Source organism: Sinorhizobium arboris LMG 14919, from assembly GCF_000427465.1.
Lineage (GTDB): Bacteria > Pseudomonadota > Alphaproteobacteria > Rhizobiales > Rhizobiaceae > Sinorhizobium > Sinorhizobium arboris.
On sequence record NZ_ATYB01000009.1, the window covers coordinates 1 to 22,962 of the forward strand.

A 22,962-nucleotide genomic window follows, 5' to 3' on the forward strand; every position below is an offset into this window, starting at 1 on the left:
TAACGGGTGGTCACTTGCAAGGATTGGGTAGTGAAAGACTACCCGCAGGTAGTCACTCCGGATTGCGCCGGCGTTCCTTGGCGTAAAGGGCGACCGCCATGGCGCGGTTGCGCACTTCGAGTTTGTCGTAAAGATTTTTGAGGTGGTATTTCACGGTATTCTCGGAAATGCCCGTTCGTGCGGCAATCTGGATATTGGTCCAACCGTTGGCCAGCATGCCGAGCAGCTCACGTTCCCGAGAGGTGAGCTGCTGGAATGGCGTGTTCGAGACTTTCGAGAGCACCGTATAGGGAATGCAGATCCGACCTTGCATTACGGCGGTGAGCGTCGCGAACAGGATTCCAGGATCTTCGAATTGGTAGCAGAGACCGTTGACACCAAGCCGGATGGTCTCGTTGAGGACCGAGGGGTTGCTGGTATCGGCAAAGAGGACAATCCTCGGGTCGAGACCCAGCCGGCTGAGTTCCGCAAGCACCTCGGGCGCCTCTGCATCGTCGAGCTGCCAACTGAGCAGCACGCAGTCCGTCCTGATGGAGGCAAGCTTCTCGCAAAGTTCGGCCGATGTCCGCGCCGTATCGATGATGGAAAACCTGGCGTTTTCGGAAAAAAGTCCGCGAAGAGCGGCAATCACCAGTGGGTTGCGCTCCGCGACCAATACCCGGCCTCCGACCTCCTGCGACATGTGCCTCCCTGCGTCCTATGCGGTGACGCGCACTCATCCAGCGACGGTCCGAACAGTAACATCACAAATTGCGTACATTTCATCGTCGAGCGACGAAACGTGTCTTAAAACGTCTTTTTACATTCTGCACGGCCGCCTTGCCGCCGCCGGTCGGTGGAAGTTGATGGCGATAGATGGGTGCGTGCCTGGCGTCAGCGGGCCCAGGCGTGACCCGCCTGGTTGTCCGGTCGTCTTGACGCTAGTCTCAAAAATGCATAGCCTATGCATATGTTGGATGGAAACAAACTCGGGGTCATGGGACTGCTCGTTGTCGACGCGATCGAGACATCGTTCGGCGATTTGTCGCGCAGTGCCGCCGCCCTTCTCCTGACTTTACACTATCACGGGCCAATGACGGCGACAGAGCTCGCCATGATCGCCGGGATCACCCAGCCAACCGCAGTCCGAGTTGTGGATGGCCTCATCCGACGCGGCCTCGTCGTGCGCGAAGGACGATCGGGGCGGAGGGCGCCGCTGGCCCTTACCCGCGAAGGATCGGAAAGTACCAATGCCCTGCAGGCGGCCCGGTTGGACGCCATGGAACGTCTGCTGGCAACGCTGCCGAAGGCCGAACGTGTGCGGTTCGAGCGGTCCCTCGATCGGCTACTTGCGTCGGCAACTCGGTCCCGGGCCTTTGCCCGTACGACCTGCCGTCTCTGCGACCACGGGCTTTGCAGCGGCCCGCTCTGCCCGATTGGTACCCGGGCGAGTGAACTCGAACACGTCGCCGGCGCTAAAGGAGAACCACATGCTGATCGCACATGACGACAAGAGCCCGCAGATCGACCCCACAGCCTGGATCGCCCCCGACGCAACCGTCTGCGGTGACGTGATCATTGGCCCGGGCGTGCGCATTCTGCACGGAGCAAGGGTGATCGGCGAAGCAGGCGGCTCCATCCGGATCGGCCGCGACTGTATCGTGATGGAGAACGCAGTGATCCGCGCCAATCCTCGTCACGGCTGCGTCATCGGCAATCACTGCCTCATCGGGCCGAACGCCCATGTCATTGGCGCAACAATCGAGGACGAGGTCTTCGTCGCGACCTCCGCCGCAATCTTCCACGGCGCCCATCTCGGCCGCGGCACGGAAGTACGCGTCCATGCAACCGTCCACCTGCGGACCCGCCTCGCGGCCGGCAGCACGGTGCCAATCGGCTGGGTAGCTGTTGGCGACCCGGCTTGCGTCCTGCCGCCCGACCGACACGACGAAATCTGGGCGATACAAAAGCCGCTGAACTTCCCGGAGTGGGTCTATGGCTACGACCGTGCCACGCCGGATCTTATGCGACAGGTCACCCGGCGCCTCTCCGAGAGCTTGGGATCACACATCGGCGACACGGTCGTCGGCTAAATGTCGTAAAGCGTCGCCGATGGTTATGATCAGCGCGTCCAGTGTATATCGCGTATATAAGCGACACCGAGCCGGCGGCCTCAGAGGGTGTTCATTGGCTATAGGTTTCTGGATGAGTATCTACGGAAATCAACACTCTGCCCAGTGGGTCTGAAAGCCATCCAACGACGTGTTCGCTGTTCGTTCATGAATTCCGGACACCTACGCACTACTCTTGTAATGCCCCCGCGATGGCCGAGCAATCGCCTCTGGCGCCTCCACGCCAATGGCGTTCACAATCTTGAATGATACAAGTGTTGCTTTTCGGATCGTTGATGATACGGTGGGAACATGAAGGACGATTTCATGCCGGCGGAGCGCCGCTGGCTGCTTCTGATCCACCAACTGCCGAGCAAACCAGCCTACTTCCGAGTGAAGGTCTGGCGGCGCCTGCAGCGCATCGGCGCCGTCGCCGTCAAGAGCACGGTCTACGCGCTGCCGGCGAATGCTGAGACACAGGAGGATTTTGAATGGCTGCTGAAAGAGATCGTCGAAGGCGGTGGCGAGGCCATGGTGTGCGAGGCGCGTCTGATCGACGGCCTCTCGGACGCCCAAGCGCACGCGCTGTTCGATGCGGCTCGCGACGAGGACTACGAGACAATCGCGAACGAGGCGCGGACGCTTTCAGCCCGGCTCGAGGCGGCTGCGTCGGCAGAGGTACGGGCCGAGATTCGCGCACAGGTCGGCAGGCTGCGCAAGCGCCTCGCGGACATCGCCACCATCGACTTCTTCGGCGCGACCGGCCGCCTCTCCGCAGAGAGCTTAATCGCGGAACTTGAAAGCAGACTTGCAGAGGACACCGACATGGCCGACGAGGAGGCGAGAACGACGCCGCTCACGGCGGCGGATCTGAAGGGGCGGATCTGGGTCACGCGCAAAGGTGTGCATGTCGATCGCATCGCCTGCAGTTGGCTCATCCGCCGCTTCATCGATCCGGATGCCGTCATTCGGTTCGTGCCCGGCAAAGGCTACGTCCCCAACTCTGGCGAAATTCGCTTCGACATGTTCGAGGGAGAGATTACTCATGAAGGCGATCGATGCAGTTTCGAGGTCCTACTCACCAGGGTTGGCATCACCGATCCGGCGCTCCAGGCAATCGCCGAGATCGTCCACGACATCGATTTGAAGGATGCGAAGTTCGGGCGCGAGGAGGCGACCGGCATCGCCAGCCTGGTTGCCGGCATCTGCGCAGCCAATCCGCAGGACGAGCAACGCATTGCCCAAGGCGGGCCGGTCTTCGACAACCTCTATCAGTATTTCCGCGCAAAGCGCGGATGATTACGGAAAGCCAGCCATGAACCAGTCTGACAGTCTCGATACGGCGCCGGTCCAGCGGGCTGACACGCCTTCCCACGGCGTTACCTTCGCCGAGGCACTGCGCGTCTGGGCACGTGTGGCCGCCTTAAGCTTCGGCGGTCCTGCCGGGCAGATTGCGATGATGCATCGCATCATCGTCGAGGAGAAACGCTGGATTGGCGAAACGCGGTTCCTGCACGCGCTCAACTATTGCACGCTGTTGCCGGGGCCGGAGGCGCAGCAGCTTGCGATCTATATCGGCTGGCTGATGCACAAGACGAAGGGCGGACTGGTCGCGGGGACGCTATTCGTGCTTCCCGGCGCCGTTGCCATCATGGCGCTGAGCTGGATCTACGCCCTGTTCGGAAATGTCGGAGCCGTTCAGGCGCTGTTCTTCGGATTGAAGGCCGCAGTTCTGGCGATCGTGCTCGAGGCGGTTCTGCGTATCGGCCGGCGTGCTCTTAGAAACAACGTCATGATAGCGCTTGCCGCCGCGGCCTTCATCGCGCTCTTCCTGTTCCGTGCCCCGTTCCCACTGGTGGTCCTCGCTGCGGGCCTCATCGGCTATATCGGCGGTCGGGCCGGATGGGCTGCATTCCAGGCGGGCAACGGCCACGGCAAAGTCGGTGGCAAACAGGTCGCCGACGCCGAGACAGCGCTTGGCGAAGAGGTCCCGGCCCACGCGCGCCCGCCAATCAGTTGGTCGCTCAAGGTCGCCGGTGTGGCACTCTTTTTATGGTTTGCGCCGGTGCTTGTGCTGCTGGCGTTGCTTGGTCCAGGCAATGTCTTCACGGACATCTCGATCTTCTTTTCGAAGATGGCGATGGTCACCTTCGGCGGCGCCTATGCGGTTCTTTCCTACGTCGCCCAGCAGGCTGTCGAACACTACCACTGGCTGAGACCCGGCGAAATGCTCGATGGTCTCGGCATGGCGGAGACTACGCCTGGACCGCTGATCATGGTCACCCAGTTCGTCGGTTTCATGGGGGCGCATCGTGACCCTGGCTCTCTCGACCCTCTGCTTGCCGGCACGCTTGGTGGAATTCTGACGACCTGGGTAACCTTCGTACCTTGCTTTCTCTGGATTTTCCTGGGCGCACCCTTCATGGAAACGATGCGCAGCAACCGGGCGCTGTCCGCTGCACTGGCCGCGATCACTGCCGCAGTCGTCGGCGTCATCCTTAATCTGGCGATCTGGTTCGCACTGCACGTGTTGTTCCGCGAACTCTATGAGGCGCGTGGCCTCGGCATGACGATCGACGTCCCGGTATTGAGTTCCGTCAACCTCGCCTCGCTGACCCTGACGCTTGGCGCGATGCTCGCAGTGTTCCGCTTCAAGATCGGCATGCTGACGGTCCTGGCCGGCTGCTCGTTCATCGGGCTTTCCTATGGATTCCTCACGGGGTGGGTCTAGCGCATCAATCCCATCTAAGGTGAGACACTCCGCAGGCATAAATAGTGAGCAGTGCGCCAGTGCGGCTCCTCGACAGCATTACGTAGGAAAGTAGTGCGACCCGTGCAGAGCATTCATCCGACTACATACCTCTTAGCGGCGCGAGCTTTACGCGACTTCGGGGACGGTTTCGTCGCCATTCTGCTGCCCGTCTATCTGCTTGCACTGGGGTTTTCACCCCTGCAAGTCGGTGTCATCGCCACGGCATCGCTTTTTGGCTCGGCGTTCTTGACGTTGGTGGTCGGGTTTCTGGGCGCGCGCCGTGAGCTGCGCGGGTTGCTGCTGGGCGCCGCGAGCCTGATGGTGGCCACTGGTGCAGCCATGTCCATGACCAACGATTATGCGCTGCTGCTGGTCGTCACATTTGCCGGCACGATCAATCCGTCCGCCGGCAGTGTGAGCGTCTTCGTGCCACTGGAGCACGCGGTGCTCACTCGCGAGGTCGCGAGTGTCGAGCGCACGAGCATGTTCGCTCGCTACAGCCTCGTTGGGGCGCTCGCGAGCGCGTTTGGCGCCCTTGCCGCAGCCATGCCTGACTTGATCACGCCCCTGGGGCCAGGGCCGCTGACCGCCATCAAGCTGATGTTCGTTCTCTATGCACTCCTGGGTCTGGCGGGGGCTGTACTTTATGCCCGCATACCTCCGCGCATTACCGGCGACGAGCCCCCGAAGACGGCGCTTGGCCCTTCGCGCGCTATCGTGCTGAAGCTCGCTGCCCTGTTCAGCCTTGATGCTTTCGCTGGCGGGTTCGTGGTCCAGTCGTTGCTCGCCTTGTGGCTGTTCGAACGGTTCAATCTGTCGCTCGCGGAAGCCGGGGTGTTTTTCTTCTGGTTGGGCGTGCTGTCGGCGCTCTCCTTTCCGGTCGCCGCATGGCTGTCGAAGCGCGTTGGGCTCGTCAACACGATGGTGTTCACGCACATCCCGTCGAGCATAGCGCTGATGCTGGCGGCATTCGCGCCAACCTTGCCGTTGACGCTCGCCTTGCTGCTCATTCGGGCGGCGCTCTCGCAGATGGACGTGCCAACACGCTCGTCTTACGTAATGGCGGTCGTGACGGAGGCGGAGCGCGCTGCCGCAGCAAGTTTCACGTCAGTTCCCCGAAGTCTTTCGGCGGCTGCCAGCCCCGCGCTCGCAGGTGCCCTCTTCGCTGCATCATATCAAGCCTGGCCGCTCCTGATCTGTGGCGCACTGAAGATCACCTACGACCTGCTACTGCTGCTGCAATTCCGGCACGTGAAGCCACCTGAGGAGTGCTGAACGAAACGCGCCTGAGAGCCAATGATGATCCGTAACTCATCTTGGTTGCCAGAGGCTCGGCCCTTCTCTTGGGCAAAAGTCCGTGGAGATCTCAGTTGCGAAGAAACCGCTGGCGGCAGGCACTCTGGTCATCGATCACGTGGCTTAACCGGCAAACAATTGGCGGCGTCGCTCTTGCGGAAGCCTCAGCCTCACGGGAGTTGCCTCAAGTCAGTCCCCCTCCGGCAGATTGGCCGGATTCCACACGACCTCCCACAGATGGCCATCGGGATCGGTGAAGTAGCCCGCATATCCCCCGTAGAATGTCTCTTGGGCAGCCTTCACGATGGTCGCGCCCGCTTCACGTGCCTGTTCCATGACTTCATCCACCTCGCTTCGTTGCGAGACGTTATGACCGATCGAGAACGATGTGCTGCTGGCGGGCGCTTTCGTCAGGCCGGTATCGTGAGCCAAATCGTCCTGATTCCAGATCGCAAGTTTGATACCGTTCGAAAGATCAAAGAATGCGACGGCGCCATGCTCGAATTCGCGGCCCACGATCCCTGGGGTGTCTAGCCCCAATCCGTCACGATAGAAAGCGAGAGACCGTTCAAGATCTGCGACACCAAGCGTCAGTACAGAGATCCGGGCCTTCATGAGCAATCCTCCCGTTAAATCGTGGCTTGGTACATCAGTTTGGCGCCGCCTTTGCGTCCAAGAGCATTGCCGCAAAAGCATAGCCCGTGAGGGGGCCTGTTATCACTGGGAGTTGTCTTTTCTTGGGCCTTGACGCTCCTCCGCCGAACGTGAGCGCCAAGGCGAATGTAAGGAAACGAAGAGCAACGGTTCGATCCGTCGATCACCGACAAGAGCCCCTCTCCCATCCTTGCACCAGACGCATTCGCTCTCCTGACCGCCATTGCCGACGATAGCGTTCCAATAGCGATCTGTTTCTTCCTGATGCTGATCTGGAACGAAAAGGCTTCACTGTGTTTGAATGTCGGGCCGCCGCGATCTGATGATACGATGACGCGCCAGCTGTCACCGATCCGAGATCACGATCAGGATCGCGGCACTTCTTTAGCTCCCGCGACCCTCGGAGAGAGAAGCATGATGCTGAAAGCCTTCTATCGTGCCTACATAGACTGCCTGAATCGACAGGACTGGAATGAACTTGGGCGGTATGTTGCCGACGATGCCAGACACAACGGTCGCCCCCTGGGACTGTCAGGCTATCGGTCGATGCTTATAAAGGATTTTGAGGACATTCCCGATTTGCGTTTCACAATCGATCGTCTGGCGTGCGAGCCCCCCCTCATTGCCGCCAGATTGTTGTTCGACTGCTCGCCGAAAGGCAACTTCCTCGGGCTAAGGATTGATGGTCGGCGCATCTCCTTCGCAGAGAACGTGTTTTACGAAGTGCGAAACGGCAAGATTGCCGATGTATTTTCCGTCATCGATAAAGCAGCGATCGAAGATCAGATAGCGAAGTGAACCACGCCGGCGGAGATCATGCGACTGCACTCGAGTGATGAAAGGGGTCACAGCGCATAGATATTGACGTCTATGCTTTTGCCGGCGGCCGCTTCGCGCTAACATTTCTGAATCAGATGCTTGGATTGCAATCAATCTCAAGAGGCTCGGCCGTGGATTTCACGCAGATAGTTCGCCCGCTTGAAATCTGGTTCAGGACATTCGTGCTGAGCGAATGGACATTCTACCAGCTTGGAATCATCGCGGCCGGTTACGTTTTTGCCTCCTTCCTTGCGTCCAGAACCGAGCCGGCTATGGAAACCAGGGCCCGGCGCATCAAGGGCAACCCGGATCTGCTGCGCGTGATCATCGCCTTCATGCGCCGTCTGAAATGGCTCTTTCTGACCGGCTGGCTGTGGCTCGCCAACGTCATTCTCACCCAAGGGACCTGGCCCTCGCAGCGATGGCTTGTCTCGACCGCGCTGTCTCTGGCGGCTGCCTGGTTCGTCATTTCCGTGCTGACCAAGATTATCCGCAACCCGACCCTGTCGCGCGTGGTCGCTATCGTAAGCTGGGGCTACCTTGCGATTTATGCCACCGGGCTCGACGGCCCTGTGCTGTCGACCCTGGACGCTGCCGCCGTCAATCTGGGGGCGATGCGTCTTTCGCTGCTGACCGTTCTGAAGGCGATTGTTCTGACAATCGCTCTGATCTGGGTCGCAGTGCTCGTCGGCAACGTGCTTTCCCATTGGGTTCAACGTTCGGGCGACCTTTCGCCGTCGTTCAAAGTGCTGATCAGCAAGGTCATCAAGATCGCGCTGATCATAATCGCCGGCGCCATCGCATTGTCTGCGACAGGCATCGATCTCACTGCTCTAACGGTATTTTCGGGTGCAGTCGGTGTCGGAGTCGGCTTCGGACTGCAGAAGGTTGTGTCCAATTTCATATCCGGGATCATCATCCTGCTCGACAAGTCGATCAAGCCAGGCGACACGATCACCCTTGGCGACACGTTCGGGTCCATTCGGGACCTGCGCGCACGTTTCGTGTCGGTCATTACCCGTGACGGGAAGGAGTACCTTATCCCCAATGAGGACTTCATCTCCCAACAGGTGGTGAACTGGTCCTTTTCCAGCGACTACGTCCGTATCGACGTCGATTTCGGTACATCCTACGACAGTGACCCGCATGAGGTGGTACGGATCGCCATCGAAATGGCATCGGCCGTCCCCCGTGTTGCCGCCAACTACAAGGCGCCGGTCTGCTGGATGACGGCGTTCGGTGCCTCCTCGCTGGATTTCCGCCTGCGCTTCTGGATCTCGGATCCGGCCAACGGCCTGACGAATGTGCGCGGCCAGGTTCTGATGGCATTATGGGATGCGTTCAAGGAGGCGGGGATATCCATCCCCTTCCCGCATCGAGAGATCATCATGAAGACGCCGGTCGAAGTTCAACGGACGCCTCGGGCATAAGTTTGATCGCCGATGACTTCTCGCGTCCGGCCTTGCAAGTATATCCGTCAGGGCTGGATTTCCCGCCGTACAGGCGTGAATTTGGCCTCGGGCAGAACAAGATCTGTTCAAAATCCTGCGCTAACGTAGAAAGAACCCGAAATACAATTGCCGTCTTGGCGTACTCAATCGTGTTCTAGGTCTCTTTGGCCCTGATTTTGGCGCATGAAGCCGTGCTCATTCTAACGAGAGGCTTCTATGTTCAAATCTCTATTGCACGCCCTGGGGTTCTTGCTGGTCACCACCGAACTCGCCCACTCTGCGGACGCCATTGGCTTCCGAGAGACCGATATCGATAAAGGTGGAGCGCGGCCCCTTCATATCAGCATATGGTACCCAACCGAAGACGACGCCAAGGTAGAGATCGTCGGCGAGAACCGTGCATTCTTCGGCGTCCCGGCCATTCGGGATGCGAAACCTGCGTCAACGGGGCGGCCACTTGTCGTACTGTCGCACGGTTATAGCGGTTCGTGGCGAAACCTCAGCTGGTTGGCAATTGATCTCGTCGAGCAAGGTTACATCGTTGCAGCACCTGACCATCCTGGCACGACAACGTTCAATATGGATCCTGCGCAGGCGGCGCAACTCTGGGAACGCCCGCGCGATCTTAGCCGCGTGATCGATCTTTTGGAGGGCGATTCTACCCTTGCCGGCAAGGTCGATGCCGGTCGGATTGCAGCCATCGGGCATTCGTTGGGCGGATGGACGGTCACGGCGTTAGCCGGTGCGCGTTTTGATACGAAGTGGTTTGAAAAGGACTGCCAAGCCCGCACCAGCCCTCGCGCGTGCGCTCTTAAGAACGAGCTTGGACTAAGCCGGCTTCAAATTGAGAGAGATATGATGGACCCGCGTGTGCGAGCATTTGTGTCCCTTGATCTCGGACTGGCGAGGGGATTTACTCCGGCGAGTTTGGCAACGCTGCGGGTACCATCTCTCGTGATCGCGGCCGGCATCGATATCGGCGGTTTACCGTCGAGACTTGAAACCGGATATCTTGCGGATCACCTCCCGGAAATGTCTTCGACCTATATCGAAATTCCAGATGCCATGCACTTCAGCTTCATGGGTCTCTGTAAGCCGGGTGCCGCCGCGCTCATCGAAAAGGAAGAGCCGGCCAATGGCGTGGTCTGCAAGGACGGCGGGACGCGAAACCGTGAAGCAATCCATCGCGAGCTAGCTTATCTCGTTAGCGGATTCTTGACCAAAGCCATCCCGGCAGAGTAGTCAGCATTCGATTGGCCGGCCGAGCGGCGATAGTCGCTCGGCGTCATGCCTGTTACTCGGGAAAACTCCCGGTTGAAGTTGGATTTGGTGTAGAAGCCCGAATCGAACATCACGGCCGTGATTGAGCGATCGGTTTCCGATAGCAAGTGCTGTGCTTCCCTGATCCGGTATTCGTTGACAACCTGCGAGATGTTTCGGCCGAGGTTCCGATTTACTGCACCCGAGATTTGGCGCGACGGAATGCCCAGTTTGCGTGAAAGGCGATTCAGTGTGAGGTCCGGATCGCGGAATAGATGTTTGTCCCGCATGATGGTTTCGATTGCAGTTATGATCCGAGCGTCATCTTGCGCTGCCGACGCTGTTTCGTAGTTGGCGGGCTGTTCGTCCTGACCGTCAACCCAGGTTTGGTTCGACGATTGCATTTGCGGCACACTCCAGCCGAGAACCGCGAGCGCGTAGGCCAACAATGGCAGCGTAATGACGTTGGCGATGCCGACAATAGAGACGGCGTGGCTACCCTGATAAAGAAGGAAGTCGGCAGCGATCATGAGGTCGACGGCACCCGATAACAGGAGCAGCCAGCCTGCCGATAGCGCTGCCCTTCGAGCGTTGGTAACGTCGCTCAGTCGCGTTCTCTCGAAACCATTGGAGTCGCCGTACGAACGATGGATCAGAGATGTGCCATAGGCGAAATAAAGAATCGGCAGGAGCAGATCGATCGGCGGGTGCCATCTCTGCCAAGTAGCCGAGAGAACCAGGATTACTGCGGCTGGCAAGAAATGAAGCCACCTCCTATTCGATGGCAATTGCCCAAGATCGGAAAAGCAAAGCCAGGCGAAGGATGGCAGCAGTGCCGCGACGACGGGCTGGAGCAATCGTACCATCCGGAGATCAACGCTCCAGCGGAGCCCAACTAGGGTTACCAGAAGAATGCAAACGCTGATGAAACCGGCGACCGGCCGTAGATTGGCTTCGCGCTGGGCAAGGACCCGGATCAGGAGGATGACGAGCAGAAGCGCTATCACAAAAGGCAATGGTATCGCCAACATCAGGTCGCTCCATTGCGCGAGTGACTTGGTCGCTGCGTTTCGTCTCGCACGCGCATAATGGTTTGCCGACTGGTCGCGTATTTTCTGGCGATTGCCGAAACGCTGGTCCCCCGAGCCAAGTCGTCACGCACACCTTGCTTCTGTTCTTCGCTGAGGGTCGAGGGGCGACCGAGAAGCTTCCCCTCAAACTTGGCGCGCCTGAGACCGGATTGCGTCCTCTCGATCAGCAGATCGCGCTCGAACTGCGCGACGGCGTTCAGCACATGCATGGTCATGGTGCCTGCCGAACTGGTGAGGTCGGCACCTCCGAGCGCGAGGCAATAGACGCGGACGCCCATTTCGGCCAGCGTCTTGACCGTGGTACTGACGTCGATCGCATCGCGGCCGAGCCGATCAAGCTTGGTCACGATCAGAATGTCGCCAGACTCCAGCTTGTCCATGAGCCGTGAAAAGCCACGGCGCTGCGCGATGGCAGTGCTGCCGGAAACCGTCTCGGTGACGATCCGGCGCGGCTCGACCTGGAAGCCGGCCGCTTCGATTTCCTGAATCTGATTTTCCGTGGTTTGTCCGGTCGTGGAAACGCGGACATAGGCAAAGGTGCGCGGCATGTGATCAATTTCGTCCGAATAGGCTGTCCGAAATATTCTGCCTGTTCGAAAACCTGTCAAGTTAATTTGTGGACAGGTCGTTTTGCCCCTGTACGTCGATTTTTTGGTTAGTTCTTTCTTCCACCGCTGCCTTGGGAGGATGATCCGCAGCGATGAGGAGCAAACAACGCCTGAAGTCCGCGTTGTTGCTGTGCTTTATGCCAAGGAAGGCACGGAAGACGAGGTCCGGCGCGACTTGGCCGTTGTCACCGAAACCTCGCGTCAGGAAATTCGAAAAACCGCGCCAAGCTGGCCATTAACCCTTGCCGACAACAGGATTCGTCTGGATCGGCCACGACCAGGTTTCGGGACCGTTTAGCGGCTTCCGTCGATGCCGATCCATACCCGGCGACTTACCGGAGACTAATGGAAACGTTGTCGTCCGTTGAAGACCTGGTGCGGGCCTGACCCGCTGCCATCAAACCGCCGCCGATGAGGGTGGTGCCGACACATGGGATTCGAGCACCCGGTTTACGCCCATCGTGTGCGCCGGCCGCCGGCGAAATCGATAGACGGCCGCTGGCGGAACGTTCGCCCAGGCGCCACCAATCCGTGTCGCCTTAAGCCCAAGGCGATCCAAGAGCGCCCTCGGTACCGGGCATCTTGGGCCATAGGTGAACTGGTAGAACGCGCCGTCGGGCCGAAGGTGACCGAACGCGCCTTCCAGAATTCTGATGACCTCGCGTGGTGACATCGAAAGGAGCGGCAAGCCGCTAACGATCGCGCCGGCGCCGCGTGGGCCGAACGGCTCGATATGGCGGAGCTGAGCCGCATTCATGCGAAGCGTGCGAGCCTGGGGAAAGCGGAGTTGGAGAAGCTGGGCGAAATCGAAGCTGGACTCGACGAGCACAAGTTGACCCTCGGGAACACCGCGGGCGATGAGCGCGCGGGTAAATACCCCGGTCCCGGCGCCAAGCTCGATGACCGGCCCCGTCGCGGCTGAGATTTCCCTGGTCATCGCGTTCGCCAGGGCCATCCCTGAGGGTATGACCGCGGCTACGCGTAGCGGATCAGATAGCCAGGCGCGGAAGAACCTGACGAGATCTCTCAGGGGACCTGCGTCCGGTTTTTGGGCCTCATTGGTCATCAGCTGATATCCTCTCGATTGCTGCCCGTCCGGCGCGCCGGCGGGTCCAGATCACGACTGCGACACCCTCCGCAATCACCAGGAGCACTAACACACTCAGTGCCAGAGCAGAGGCATTGGCACCGTCGAGCACGGTGCAGGTCGCGAATCCCAATCCGATGAACGTACTGTTCCAGAGTGCGACCCCGCAGGCGGAAGCCATCACGAAACCGGTTGCCTTCACACGCAGGAGCCCGGCCAGCCCGGGTGCAAGCAGCCTGATGGTCGGGACGAGTTGTGCGGCGAACGCAACCGCTGCCTGTTTGTCGTGCAGACTCGCCGTCCAGCGCTCGACGCGATCAACCGATATGCCGAAAAGACGGCCGATGCTGTAGAGAAGCGTACGTGATCGCGCTTCTCCAAGTGCCTTCACCAGCAAATAGCAGACGACGCAGCCCAGAAGGCTGCCGGTGATCGACGTGAAAAGAGCAACGGGGAGTGACCACGTGCCCTCTGCGGCGGCGACACCCACAGCGACAAGAAAGCCGTACGATGGCAGCACGGGTACGAAACGTTCAGCAAGGGCGATGCCGAACAGCCCCGCCACCCCGCAGGCGGCGATCCAGGCCATGACTTCGCCGATCGGATCGATATCCATCAAACCGCCTGCAGCCCGATTCCGTGATTGGCCACGTAGAGAACATCATCGGTTCCAACGACGAGGCCCAGCGGGCGTCCTCCCACGCCGGCAAACCGTTCGAAGCGCGGCGTCTCTGTATTGAGGTCCGCGCGCCAGATCGCGCCATCGACGGTACCGGCGAAGATGTGGGCCCGGCTGTCGATGGCGACGTCTTCCGATCCTGACAAAGTCTCGTCTCCGACCGGGCGCGCTTCGCGCCATGCGGTGTTGCGCGTGTTTTGCGTATACGGGCCCGGTTTCCCTCCCGCCGGTGTGAAATCGGACGACCGGGCCACTGTGGCGAACGCCAGGACGAGAAGAACGACAAGTACCGCTGACTCGATAGCAAAGCGTCGATGAATGACCTGCAGTTTCATGTCGAACGGACCCGGTTTACACGACTGTTCTGAAAATGTATGTCGTTTAACCGCAGTTGATAATTAACCTTGAATCGCACAGGTTGATCACGCCCACTTAACAATTGCGCGGTCAGGGATTGGTGGGGCATTCGGCGAGCGTCAGAGAGGGCGCGCGAAGGAAGGGTGATGTTGAAGCGCACGGAGACCGACGCAGTGGCGGCCTTTATAAGAGTGGCGGAACGCATGAGCTTTCGTGCCGCCGCCGCCGATCTCGGCGTCTCGCCCTCTGCCGTCAGCCAGATGATCAAAGCGCTGGAAACCAGTCTCGGCACCGCGCTGCTATCCAGGACCACGCGCAGCGTCGGCCTTACCGAGGCTGGGGTACTGTTTTTGAAGCAGGCGCGTCCGGCGCTGGAAAACCTCGAAGCCTGCTTTACAGCAATGAAGATCTACAGCGGCCGCCCCTCAGGAACGCTTCGGCTCAACGCATCCCGGGGCGTTATTCCGTTTCTTCTCGATCCGATGCGGGAATTCTGCGCAGCCTACCCTGACATCGAGGTTGAGCTCTTTGCCGAAGATGGGCTCTCGGACATCGTCGCCAACGGCTTCGATGCGGGTGTCCGTCTCGGGGAACGTCTGCAGCCCGACATGATCGCCATGCGGCTGTCGCCGTCCTTCCCGTTCATTGTCGCCGGTTCGCCAGACTATTTCGCTGAGTTTCCGAAACCAGAACGACCGGAAGATCTTGCAAGCCACCGCTGCATCCGGTTCCGTCTCAGCACCTCCGGAAAGATCGCGAACTGGACCTTTCGGGACGGAGAGCGGACCTACGAAGTCACAGTGCAAGGCCCGATGATCCTGAACGACACTCCGGTCACAGTGGCGGCCGCGCTCAAGGGTGTTGGTCTGATCTACGTGCCGGAGCCCGTCATTCACGAGCATCTCGCCTCGGGCCGTCTGATCGGCGTTCTCGGCGATCACGCGACCGAGTCGCCCGGTCTCTTTCTCTATTATCCGAAGCGTAATTCTCTGCTGCCGAAGCTCCGAGCCTTGATAGAGTTCGCCCGTGCCCGGGCGCAAGAGCCGCAGCGGCAAGGCTTTGTGTCGAGGACGCCCTAGGAGCGCGCCTCAGGCAGATATTGCCCGGGTCGCTGCCATTCCGCCGGTGCAAATCTTTGTCGCTTCCTGGCAGTCTGCTTCTGCTCATCGAATCGACCGCAGCACCTGTTTGGCTACATCGATAAAGGCGCGCAGCTTCGGCTGAGCCTGTGCGCGCTGCGGGAAGTAAAGAAGGAGGCCGGGCGTCGTCGGCAGAAAGGGCTCGAGAACTCGGACGAGGTGGCCGCCGCGCAATTCCGCCTCGACTGCGATGTCGGCCACGTAGGCGAGGCCGAGGCCGGCGCGTGCCCAGGAGACGAGCAATGCACCGTCGTTTACGATCAGGCTGCCGGGCGGATCGACGGAGAAGGCGCGGCCGTCCCGCTCGAACTCCCACCGGTAGAGTGCGCCCGAACGCGGAAAGCGGTAGCGGATCGCCTCATGAGCCGTCAGCTCCTGTGGCGTCTCCGGCCTCCCGCGCGCGGCGACATAAGCCGGGCTCGCCACCACCGACCAGGCGATGTCCCGGGTAAGACGCACCGCGACCATGTCGCGCTCGATATACTCACCGATGCGGATGCCGGCATCGAAGCCGCGCCCGGGCAAATCGACCGTCGCATCCTCGACCGCGATCTCCACCGCGATCCGCGGATGAGCGCGTTTCAGCGCGGGGATGACCGGCTCGACGACAAGCGGCACCGCCATCCGCGGCACGGTGAGGCGCAGCAATCCCGAGGGCTCGTCCGTTGCCGCCGCCTGCTCGACAGCGGCGATGATCTCGGCCGCAGCGGGATTGATGCGCGCCAGCAGGGCCGCGCCGGCCTCGCTCAGACCGACGCGCCGCGTCGTGCGGATGAACAAGGGCGTGCCGAGCCTTTCTTCGAGGGCCTTTACCGCCTGGCTTACGGCAGCCGGCGAGACATCCAGTCGCGCCGCCGCCGCAGTGAAGCCGCCCGCCTCCGCCACCGCGAGAAAGGCCGAAAGGCCAGAGAATGGATCCGGTCTCAGGTTCATGGGCCGATTATAAACTCAGACTTTAAAATCCTGAAAGCAGACACGGATTTATTCGGCAAATACTCTTGGTTAGCCTTTCCTCCATCCATGGCAAGAGAGGAGACGCGTGGTGACCGACGAGATCACATCCGACATGACGATGATTCCGCGCAGGCAACTTATCGGCGGCATGCTCGCGACTGGCGCAGCGGCCGGCGCCGGTTTCACGGCGGCACCCGCGATGGCGCAAAACCCTCGTAGTCTCGAGGGCAAGGTCGCAATCGTGACCGGCGGCACGTCCGGAATTGGGGCGGTGACCGCCGGCGCCCTTGCTCGGGCCGGTGCCAAGGTCGCGTTCAATGGTCGGCGGGAAGCGCTCGGGCGCGAGGTAGAGCGCCGCCTGCGCGCCGCCGGCGGTGACGTTGTCTACATCAAATCGGACGTGCGTGATGCGCTTCAAGTCGAGCGTTTCGTGGCCGAGACCATCGAGCGATATGGCCGCCTCGACATCGCCTTCAACAATGCCGGCATCGACCTGCCGCCGGCATCCATCGCCGATACGGACCTTGCCGGTTTCGACGACCAGATCGCCACCAATTTGCGCGGCGTATTCGTCGCGATGAAATACGAACTGCCGCATCTCGTGCAGTCACGAGGCGCGGTGATCAACATGGCGTCGATCGGGGGCCGGCACGCCTTCCCGAACATCGTCGCCTACGGAGCTTCCAAGGCCGCCGTCATCCACATGACCCGCGCCGCCGCTCAGGAGTATGGCCGGCACGTGCGCATCAACGCCATCGCGCCCGGACCGATCGAGACGCCGATGCTGGAGCGGGTGCGGCGCGACTGGAAAGTGACGACGGAACAGCTCGTTGCCCCCTACCCGATGCGCCGCGTCGGTACGCCGGAGGAAGTGGCTTCCCTGGTGGTCTTTCTCGCCAGCGACGCAAGCTCGTACATCAGCGGCCACGTCATCGGGATCGATGGTGGTGACCTTGCCTAAACTCGGGGCTGGGGCAGACCCGACCTGGCACTTTTCTTTGCCGCAGCGCGGCACGATCTGAATAGCATCCTTCGGCTCGTTATTATAGTGGAGATTGATGTCGCCGCGTTTCGCGGCGCGGTCGCTGGCACGGAAGAACTGACCGTCCGAAGAGGCCCTTGTTCCTTCCCCCTTAGTCGGGAATGGGGATGATGTGTATGGGCGGGCGTCGGTCACGCAAGCCTGTGCGGAAATTTGGGACCAGTCGGCAGACCCTCATGCGGATTAGGGATGGAAGTAATATTCTACAGAGGCAAACCTTAAGATTATTACACTCTAACTGAGGTTAAGTCATTGGCAGTACAATCAACCAAATTATTCCCTTTGAGCGTAGAGGCCGCTCTCATCGAACTGAGAAAAGATCTCTCCACGGGAAATTTTTCAGAAGCGCATCTCGCTGATGTAGTAACTGGCCTGAGCCTGTTGCCTCCGCAGGCTATTACTTGGGCTGATGCGAAAATTGCCTACCTCGCCGAACTTTATCCGCGCCTCAGTTCGCGTCCTTCATTCTTGGCTCTGATCGGACTAAGCCGCAGCAAACCAAGCAGGTCGGCGTTTGATCATTTGGCAAATACCCCCAGCTTAGCCCGTCTCTTTCTGTTTCATCGAGATGGATATGTAAGAGAGGCAGCTCTCCACCGCTTTTCAGGCCCACCTGAAACTGCATTCTTCTTGGCCGCTCTTGTCTACAGGCTCAACGACTGGGCCGAGCCCGTTCGCCGTGCAGCGCGCCGCTGCGCCAAACGGGTATTTCCGTTAATTGCGCCGGAGGTCGTGGTCACCGCAGCACCCTTTTTACTTACCCGGTGGCGAATCTGGGGAAGATGGGAGCAAGAAGAAGCCTCTCTTGTCGATGCGCTTTTTGAGCGCGAGGACGTCAACACCTTGTTGGTAGAAAGGTTTGCGCAAGAGACGAAAGGGGCCCTGGCAACTGAATTGCGGTATCTCCTGCGAGGAAATGGCTTTGATCGCCACCTGCTCTTACTAGCGCGCCACGCGAGGCAGCCAAATGTTCGAGCAGTGGCTTTGAAGGCTTTGATTGATGGGTATGCAACCTGGCCGATTGGGTTCGGCCGAAAATGGATTGATAAGCAATTCAACCTCAGCAGACGAATTCCGCTATACGCTCAACGCGCGCTTACCGAACAACATTCAAATGACGCCCTAATATCCGAAGGGCTTCGAGATAAATCCGCGATTGTAAGACGCATCGCGGCCGATGCGCTTATCGAACGACGACAAACGTTTGCTGGCTTAGACGATGTGATTGCGGAGCTTGGCCGGGATCGAAGCCCAGCAATCCGAGAACGTGCAGATTTCCTGGCGCGGAAACGTTCAGAGCAGATTACAAAACCCGCAACAACGACTACTGTCTCAAAGCAATAACTCTGCAGGTTCATGTACCGTTCGCTCTAGCTAAGCGTACGATTGCGTACGATGTTGAACCCGACCCCGATCAAGGGTGTCGAGGAAGATCGCGGCCTCTGCGAGCTCGACGCAACGCAGAGCGCGAGCACGCGCTGACAGAAGCCCGCGATCAGGTGGCCCTCGCTCGCGCCTGGAAGGCCCCCGTTGATCAGCCAGTCGGGAATACGGTCGGCCCTTTCGCTGGTCATCGCCTGCACTCTCCAATCGTCCCCTCATGCCTTGATCGCGTCGACAAGGGCGCGAAAGCCGGCGGACATATGCCGCCGGCTTGGATAGTAGAGATATAGCGCCTCTTCCGGCTGGCACCAGTCGTCCAGCACCCGGATCAATTCACCGGAGGCAACGAACTTCTCGACCCGCTTCTCCCAGACATAGGCGAGCGCAACGCCGCCGAGCGCGGCCTGGGTCATGAGCTCGTGATCGTCGAGCGACAGCGGTCCGGTCGGCTGGAAGGTGATGGCTTGCCCGTCCCTCTCGAATTCCCATGGATAACGCGCCCCCGATGGAAACATGTTCTGGATGCAGAGGTGACGCTTGAGGTCATGCGGCGTCAGCGGTACCGGCCGCCGTTCGAAATAGCCCGGCGATCCGACGACCACGAGCCGCAATCTGGGCTTGATGCGCACGGCGATCATACCCTCCGCCACGCGCTCGCCGAAGCGAATGCCGGCATCGAACCCTTCCTGCACAATGTCGACGAGTCTGTCGGTCGCGCTGATCTCGAGCTCGAGATTCGGGTTCTTCTCCAGTAGTGGGCCGATAATCCAACCAACGACGAACGGGGCGATCGAGTTCGGGACGTTCAGCTTCACCCTGCCGAAGGGCGTATGGCGAAAGCGGTTCAGCGCATCGAGAGCCGACGTGATCTCACCGAAGGCCGGGTCGAGGTGCGACTGCAGCAGCGCGCCCGCCTCAGTGAGCGATACGCTGCGCGTGGTGCGATTGAGCAGGCGAATGCCGATCCGGTCCTCGAGATTGAGAACGGCATGACTGATGGCGGATGCGGTCACGCCCCGCTCCTCACCCGCCCTGCGAAAGCTCTTGTGGCGGGCTACGGCCGCGAAAGCCGACAACTCCGACAATTCGGTCGCACGCATTGATGAATCTCACTCAATATTGTCTCTCAAAAAACAAATCTTATACATCAGCGATTTTGCGGTCAAATTCCATCCCGTCAGCAGAGAGCTGAAGAACACGACATCGGAAGGAGATCGTCATGAAAGTCTGGTTCATCACCGGCGCGTCCCGCGGTTTCGGGGCGCTGATCACCAAGGAAGCCCTGGCCGCTGGAGACGCCGTCGTCGCTACCGCGCGCAGCCCCAAGGCCGTGACGGAAAAGATCGGCGAACACCCGAATCTGTTGGCCGTCGCCCTCGACGTCACCAACGAAGACCAGGCAAAGGAGGCAGCAGCACTCGCCGTGCAGCGGTTCGGCCGCATCGACGTGCTCGCCAACAATGCGGGCTACGGCCTGCTGGGCGCAGTCGAGGAAGCAACGGCAAGCGAGATCGAGGCCCTCTATGGCACCAATGTCTTCGGGGTCCTGAAGGTTACGCGCGCCGTGCTGCCACACATGCGCCGCCAGCGCTCGGGCCATATCCTGAACTTCTCGTCGATCGGCGGCTACTTCGGCTATCCGGGCTGGGGCGTCTATGGGTCGACGAAGTTCGCAGTCGAAGGCTTGTCGGAGTCGTTGGCAGCGGAGGTCGCTCCCTTCGGCATCAAGGTGACGATCATCGAGCCCGGCTTCTTCCGCACGGACTTCCTGCACGACAGCTCGCTGGCGATCAGCCCGGCTTCCATCCCGGACTATGTCGGAACCCCGGCCGGTGACATGCGCGATTTCGCGGCTGCTGCCAACCGCGCCCAGCCCGGTGACCCTGCAAAGCTGGCCAGGGGCATTCTGACGCTCGCCAATGCGGTCAATCCTCCGTTGCGCATGCCATTTGGCAGTGACACGGTGGCAAAGATCGAAGAACAGAATGCAAGCGTTGGCGAGGAGCTGGCGAAATGGAGAGAGCTTGCTGTCTCCACGGACTTCGACGTGTGACAGAACGGCTTCCCTCAAGTCATCCCGGTCGGCAGCTGGCCACCGGGATGTCTGATTCAATACATGTATCCGCGCGCACGCTCTGGAGCGGTCGGCAGGATTGACGGGCAGTTTTCGCAGTCGCTCTTCGAAATTCAGGATTTTCGCGATAACGCAAAGCCGCCTCGAAACAGGCTTTCGAATCGCATAAGTTTGTGCTTATGTGACCGCATGATCGAGAATGACTTTTTCCGGGCTTTGGCAGACCCGACCCGGCGCGCGATCTTCGAGAAGCTGGCGGCAGGGAGCATGAACGCCAGCGCCTTGCGCGAGGGCATGGAGATCAGCCAGCCGGCAATGTCGCAGCACCTCGCGGTTCTGCGCAATGCAAAGCTCGTGAGGGAAGAACGGCAGGGGCGCTTCGTGAATTACGAGGTCGATCCGGAGGGACTGGCTCTCATCGCTCAATGGCTGGCGAAGTATCGCACCTACTGGCCCACGCGCATTGAAGCTCTCAAGGTCTTGCTGAAGGACATGGATCAATGAACGAAGGGAAGACCAAGGAGCAGGACAGCGGCGTCGAAATGGAATTTGACCTGGGCGATCCGCCGCAAAAGGTCTGGCGCGCTATCAGCATTCCCGAATTCAGGGAGAGGTGGCTGCCAAAGGAGGCACTGGCCGATCACGATACGGTCACTGTCACCCCCGGCCAGGAAGTCCGGTACAAGCTGCGCGACGATAGCCCGCCGTTCCTGGAAAGCACTGTGACGTTCACGATCACTCCGATCGCGACGGGCGGAACCCGCCTTCGGATCGTCCACGAACTGACGGACACGAGATTCGACGGAATGGCAAGGGCAGCCGCGAACAGCAACAGCCCTCCCCTCATGCTTGCCGCCTGACGCGGCGAGCCTCACCATGAATTCTGAAAGTCTGGAGGTCGCCGATGCGCGAAGCGATGCAGCTCGTCCCTATGGTCGTAGAACAGTCGAGCCGTGGGGAACGATCATTTGATATTTATTCCCGGCTTCTGCGCGAGCGGATTATCTTCCTCAATGGTGAGGTCAACGATACTGTTGCGGCGCTCGTCTGCGCGCAAATGCTGTTTCTGGAAGCGGAAGACCCCAAAAAGCCCATCAGCCTTTATATCAATTCGCCGGGCGGCGTCGTGACCAGCGGCATGGCCATGTACGACACCATGCGCTTTATCCGCGCGCCGGTTCATACGCTTTGCATGGGGACGGCCCGTTCTATGGGATCGTTTCTTCTGATGGCAGGCGAACCCGGCGAAAGAGCTGCATTGCCCAATGCCAGTATCCTAATTCACCAGCCTTCCGGCGGCTTCCAAGGGCAGGCTTCCGACATGCTGATTCACGCCGAGGAAGTTCTAAAGACCAAGCAGCGCATGACGCGGCTCTACGCGGAGCATTGCAGACGGTCCTATGAAGACTTTGAAAGCGGGATGGATCGCGACCGTTTCATGACGGCGGAAGAAGCATTGGAATGGGGCCTGATCGACCGTATTCTAAAGGTTCGGGAAGATACGGCCAGCCTGTAATCTCTGCCGCAAAATCGCGCGTCTTCGCCAGGGATTACGCGCCGGGCGGCGATCCCGCTTTGCAGCTTTGCATCTCGACGACGTGACTTCAACGGTCACGTTCCAAATCGGCCATCAGCCTTCTTCTGTCCCGCCTGCTTCTGATTTGCTCCGTCTGCAGCTCTCGCCCACGGATCACCGGTCCGCCGGCATTTTCGAGCACAACGAAAACTCTGCGCGCGCCTATGGGAAGGTCTTCCGAGCCGTAATGGCCGACGATTTCCACCATGATGGAGCGAACTTCGGTGTGCCGTTCGTTGGCAACCGGGCGTTCCGATTTGGCATGCAGCGCGTGGTGCATCAGCGTACCAAAGGAACCCAGATCCCTGGTCTCGCCGCTCCCCAGAGGGCCTTGCCGCGTGCGCTGCCGAGGTTCGGCCGGAGCCTCTCCTTCCGGATGCAGCATGTCCGTTACAGGGCAGATGAGCGACCCCGCAGGGGTCTCCAGTTTAACAATCACGCTGGCCACGTGGACGGGTCCCGAGCTCATATTGCTCAGGAAGCATCGAGCGTCCAATCCGGATCCCGCGCCGCGTGTAATCAGCAAAGTGGCACGGAGCTGCCTTCGATAGTTGCTGACGAACACCTGCAGGTAGATCACCCAGACGGCCAGGGTCCCCAGCCCGGTAAGCGCAGTGATAAGTTCGCGGTGATCTTCAATCCACTGCAAC

The 22,962-nt window shown here is 60.0% G+C and carries 27 protein-coding genes and 1 pseudogene; 16 read left to right on the forward strand and 12 right to left on the reverse strand.

The genetic code is table 11. From position 1 onward, the window contains the following. Positions 1-52: 52 nt before the first annotated feature. Complete coding sequence (locus SINAR_RS0107780; protein WP_027998577.1) at positions 53-682, reverse strand: response regulator transcription factor; 630 nt, start codon at positions 680-682, stop codon at positions 53-55. Between the two features lie 294 nt (positions 683-976). On the opposite strand from SINAR_RS0107780, the gene SINAR_RS01000000133130 reads away from it, so the two are divergent. The 5 genes from SINAR_RS01000000133130 to SINAR_RS0107805 all read left to right on the forward strand — a co-directional run bounded on the left by SINAR_RS01000000133130 (position 977) and on the right by SINAR_RS0107805 (position 6,117). After that, a complete protein-coding gene (locus tag SINAR_RS01000000133130; protein WP_234710578.1) occupies positions 977-1,486 on the forward strand; it encodes a MarR family winged helix-turn-helix transcriptional regulator in 510 nt (169 codons plus the stop codon). Continuing rightward, positions 1,470-2,072 (forward strand): gamma carbonic anhydrase family protein, encoded by a 603-nt coding sequence (locus tag SINAR_RS0107790; RefSeq protein ID WP_027998578.1) that lies wholly within the window; start codon positions 1,470-1,472, stop codon positions 2,070-2,072. Before SINAR_RS01000000133130 ends, SINAR_RS0107790 begins: the two co-directional genes overlap by 17 nt. Before the next feature lie 330 nt (positions 2,073-2,402). Beyond that, positions 2,403-3,389 (forward strand): chromate resistance protein ChrB domain-containing protein, encoded by a 987-nt coding sequence (locus SINAR_RS0107795; protein ID WP_027998579.1) that lies wholly within the window; start codon positions 2,403-2,405, stop codon positions 3,387-3,389. A gap of 16 nt (positions 3,390-3,405) precedes the next feature. Continuing rightward, a complete protein-coding gene (gene chrA, locus SINAR_RS0107800; protein ID WP_027998580.1) occupies positions 3,406-4,821 on the forward strand; it encodes a chromate efflux transporter in 1,416 nt (471 codons plus the stop codon). Between the two features lie 93 nt (positions 4,822-4,914). Continuing rightward, the gene (locus SINAR_RS0107805; RefSeq protein WP_027998581.1) at positions 4,915-6,117 is read left to right on the forward strand and encodes an MFS transporter; all 1,203 of its coding nucleotides are present in this window, start codon (positions 4,915-4,917) and stop codon (positions 6,115-6,117) included. 210 nt (positions 6,118-6,327) lie between these two features. Here the strand turns inward: SINAR_RS0107805 and SINAR_RS0107810 are convergent, their stop codons facing one another. Together SINAR_RS0107810 and SINAR_RS1000000135135 are read right to left on the reverse strand one after the other, a co-directional pair. Then, the gene (locus tag SINAR_RS0107810; RefSeq protein WP_027998582.1) at positions 6,328-6,753 is read right to left on the reverse strand and encodes a VOC family protein; all 426 of its coding nucleotides are present in this window, start codon (positions 6,751-6,753) and stop codon (positions 6,328-6,330) included. A gap of 216 nt (positions 6,754-6,969) precedes the next feature. After that, positions 6,970-7,106: pseudogene (locus SINAR_RS1000000135135) on the reverse strand (VOC family protein); the annotation flags it as partial. Between the two features lie 103 nt (positions 7,107-7,209). Here SINAR_RS1000000135135 and SINAR_RS0107815 point away from each other — a divergent pair. The 3 genes from SINAR_RS0107815 (at position 7,210) to SINAR_RS0107825 (ending at position 10,304) form a co-directional block, all read left to right on the forward strand. Then, a complete protein-coding gene (locus SINAR_RS0107815; protein ID WP_027998583.1) occupies positions 7,210-7,590 on the forward strand; it encodes an ester cyclase in 381 nt (126 codons plus the stop codon). Positions 7,591-7,742: 152 nt separating this feature from the next. Beyond that, positions 7,743-9,041, forward strand: coding sequence for a mechanosensitive ion channel family protein (locus SINAR_RS0107820; protein ID WP_027998584.1), 1,299 nt, complete (start codon positions 7,743-7,745; stop codon positions 9,039-9,041). 237 nt (positions 9,042-9,278) lie between these two features. Continuing rightward, positions 9,279-10,304, forward strand: a complete 1,026-nt coding sequence (locus tag SINAR_RS0107825; RefSeq protein WP_027998585.1) for an alpha/beta hydrolase family protein — start codon at positions 9,279-9,281, stop codon at positions 10,302-10,304. Here SINAR_RS0107825 and SINAR_RS0107830 read toward each other — a convergent pair. Both SINAR_RS0107830 and SINAR_RS0107835 read right to left on the reverse strand, forming a co-directional pair. Further along, the gene (locus SINAR_RS0107830; protein ID WP_050577441.1) at positions 10,259-11,353 is read right to left on the reverse strand and encodes a helix-turn-helix domain-containing protein; all 1,095 of its coding nucleotides are present in this window, start codon (positions 11,351-11,353) and stop codon (positions 10,259-10,261) included. The two genes, SINAR_RS0107825 and SINAR_RS0107830, sit on opposite strands and share 46 nt — an antisense overlap. Beyond that, on the reverse strand, positions 11,353-11,961 hold the full coding sequence (locus tag SINAR_RS0107835) for a recombinase family protein (protein ID WP_027998587.1): 609 nt from the start codon (positions 11,959-11,961) through the stop codon (positions 11,353-11,355). Before SINAR_RS0107835 ends, SINAR_RS0107830 begins: the two co-directional genes overlap by 1 nt. Positions 11,962-12,043: 82 nt before the next feature. Between SINAR_RS0107835 and SINAR_RS1000000136495 the strand changes: the two genes are divergently transcribed. After that, positions 12,044-12,319, forward strand: coding sequence for a hypothetical protein (locus SINAR_RS1000000136495; protein WP_150852001.1), 276 nt, complete (start codon positions 12,044-12,046; stop codon positions 12,317-12,319). A gap of 99 nt (positions 12,320-12,418) precedes the next feature. Here the strand turns inward: SINAR_RS1000000136495 and SINAR_RS0107840 are convergent, their stop codons facing one another. The 3 genes from SINAR_RS0107840 to SINAR_RS0107850 are packed head-to-tail and all read right to left on the reverse strand — an operon-like array spanning position 12,419 to position 14,122. Beyond that, on the reverse strand, positions 12,419-13,087 hold the full coding sequence (locus tag SINAR_RS0107840) for a class I SAM-dependent methyltransferase (RefSeq protein ID WP_027998588.1): 669 nt from the start codon (positions 13,085-13,087) through the stop codon (positions 12,419-12,421). Further along, entirely contained in the window at positions 13,077-13,724 is a 648-nt protein-coding gene (locus SINAR_RS0107845) for a DedA family protein (protein ID WP_050577442.1), read from the reverse strand. Before SINAR_RS0107845 ends, SINAR_RS0107840 begins: the two co-directional genes overlap by 11 nt. Continuing rightward, the gene (locus SINAR_RS0107850; protein ID WP_027998590.1) at positions 13,724-14,122 is read right to left on the reverse strand and encodes a hypothetical protein; all 399 of its coding nucleotides are present in this window, start codon (positions 14,120-14,122) and stop codon (positions 13,724-13,726) included. The genes SINAR_RS0107845 and SINAR_RS0107850 overlap by 1 nt, the downstream gene beginning before the upstream one ends. A 168-nt stretch (positions 14,123-14,290) precedes the next feature. On the opposite strand from SINAR_RS0107850, the gene SINAR_RS01000000133135 reads away from it, so the two are divergent. Next, positions 14,291-15,223 carry a LysR family transcriptional regulator gene (locus SINAR_RS01000000133135; protein WP_033057188.1) on the forward strand — a complete coding sequence of 311 codons (933 nt, stop codon included), beginning with the start codon at positions 14,291-14,293 and terminating at the stop codon, positions 15,221-15,223. An 84-nt stretch (positions 15,224-15,307) separates the two neighbouring features. Here SINAR_RS01000000133135 and SINAR_RS0107860 read toward each other — a convergent pair whose 3' ends face one another. Continuing rightward, complete coding sequence (locus SINAR_RS0107860; RefSeq protein WP_027998591.1) at positions 15,308-16,216, reverse strand: LysR family transcriptional regulator; 909 nt, start codon at positions 16,214-16,216, stop codon at positions 15,308-15,310. A 109-nt stretch (positions 16,217-16,325) separates the two neighbouring features. Here SINAR_RS0107860 and SINAR_RS0107865 point away from each other — a divergent pair, with 109 nt between their 5' ends. Then, positions 16,326-17,198, forward strand: a complete 873-nt coding sequence (locus tag SINAR_RS0107865) for an SDR family NAD(P)-dependent oxidoreductase (protein WP_050577443.1) — start codon at positions 16,326-16,328, stop codon at positions 17,196-17,198. A gap of 333 nt (positions 17,199-17,531) precedes the next feature. Next, positions 17,532-18,623 (forward strand): hypothetical protein, encoded by a 1,092-nt coding sequence (locus SINAR_RS1000000136500; protein ID WP_150852002.1) that lies wholly within the window; start codon positions 17,532-17,534, stop codon positions 18,621-18,623. 26 nt (positions 18,624-18,649) lie between these two features. On the opposite strand, the gene SINAR_RS0107870 is transcribed toward SINAR_RS1000000136500, so the two are convergent. Continuing rightward, complete coding sequence (locus SINAR_RS0107870) at positions 18,650-18,853, reverse strand: hypothetical protein (RefSeq protein ID WP_027998593.1); 204 nt, start codon at positions 18,851-18,853, stop codon at positions 18,650-18,652. Positions 18,854-18,877: 24 nt separating this feature from the next. Further along, positions 18,878-19,762, reverse strand: a complete 885-nt coding sequence (locus SINAR_RS0107875) for a LysR family transcriptional regulator (RefSeq protein ID WP_027998594.1) — start codon at positions 19,760-19,762, stop codon at positions 18,878-18,880. Between the two features lie 119 nt (positions 19,763-19,881). Between SINAR_RS0107875 and SINAR_RS0107880 the strand changes: the two genes are divergently transcribed. The 4 genes from SINAR_RS0107880 to SINAR_RS0107895 all read left to right on the forward strand — a co-directional run bounded on the left by SINAR_RS0107880 (position 19,882) and on the right by SINAR_RS0107895 (position 22,252). Then, a complete protein-coding gene (locus tag SINAR_RS0107880; RefSeq protein WP_027998595.1) occupies positions 19,882-20,715 on the forward strand; it encodes an oxidoreductase in 834 nt (277 codons plus the stop codon). 210 nt (positions 20,716-20,925) lie between these two features. Continuing rightward, positions 20,926-21,240 carry an ArsR/SmtB family transcription factor gene (locus SINAR_RS0107885; protein ID WP_027998596.1) on the forward strand — a complete coding sequence of 105 codons (315 nt, stop codon included), beginning with the start codon at positions 20,926-20,928 and terminating at the stop codon, positions 21,238-21,240. Beyond that, positions 21,237-21,596 (forward strand): SRPBCC family protein, encoded by a 360-nt coding sequence (locus tag SINAR_RS0107890; protein ID WP_027998597.1) that lies wholly within the window; start codon positions 21,237-21,239, stop codon positions 21,594-21,596. Before SINAR_RS0107885 ends, SINAR_RS0107890 begins: the two co-directional genes overlap by 4 nt. A 44-nt stretch (positions 21,597-21,640) precedes the next feature. Then, a complete protein-coding gene (locus SINAR_RS0107895; protein WP_027998598.1) occupies positions 21,641-22,252 on the forward strand; it encodes an ATP-dependent Clp protease proteolytic subunit in 612 nt (203 codons plus the stop codon). A gap of 88 nt (positions 22,253-22,340) precedes the next feature. Here the strand turns inward: SINAR_RS0107895 and SINAR_RS0107900 are convergent, their stop codons facing one another. After that, entirely contained in the window at positions 22,341-22,961 is a 621-nt protein-coding gene (locus tag SINAR_RS0107900) for a hypothetical protein (protein ID WP_027998599.1), read from the reverse strand. Between the last annotated feature and the right edge of the window lies 1 nt (position 22,962).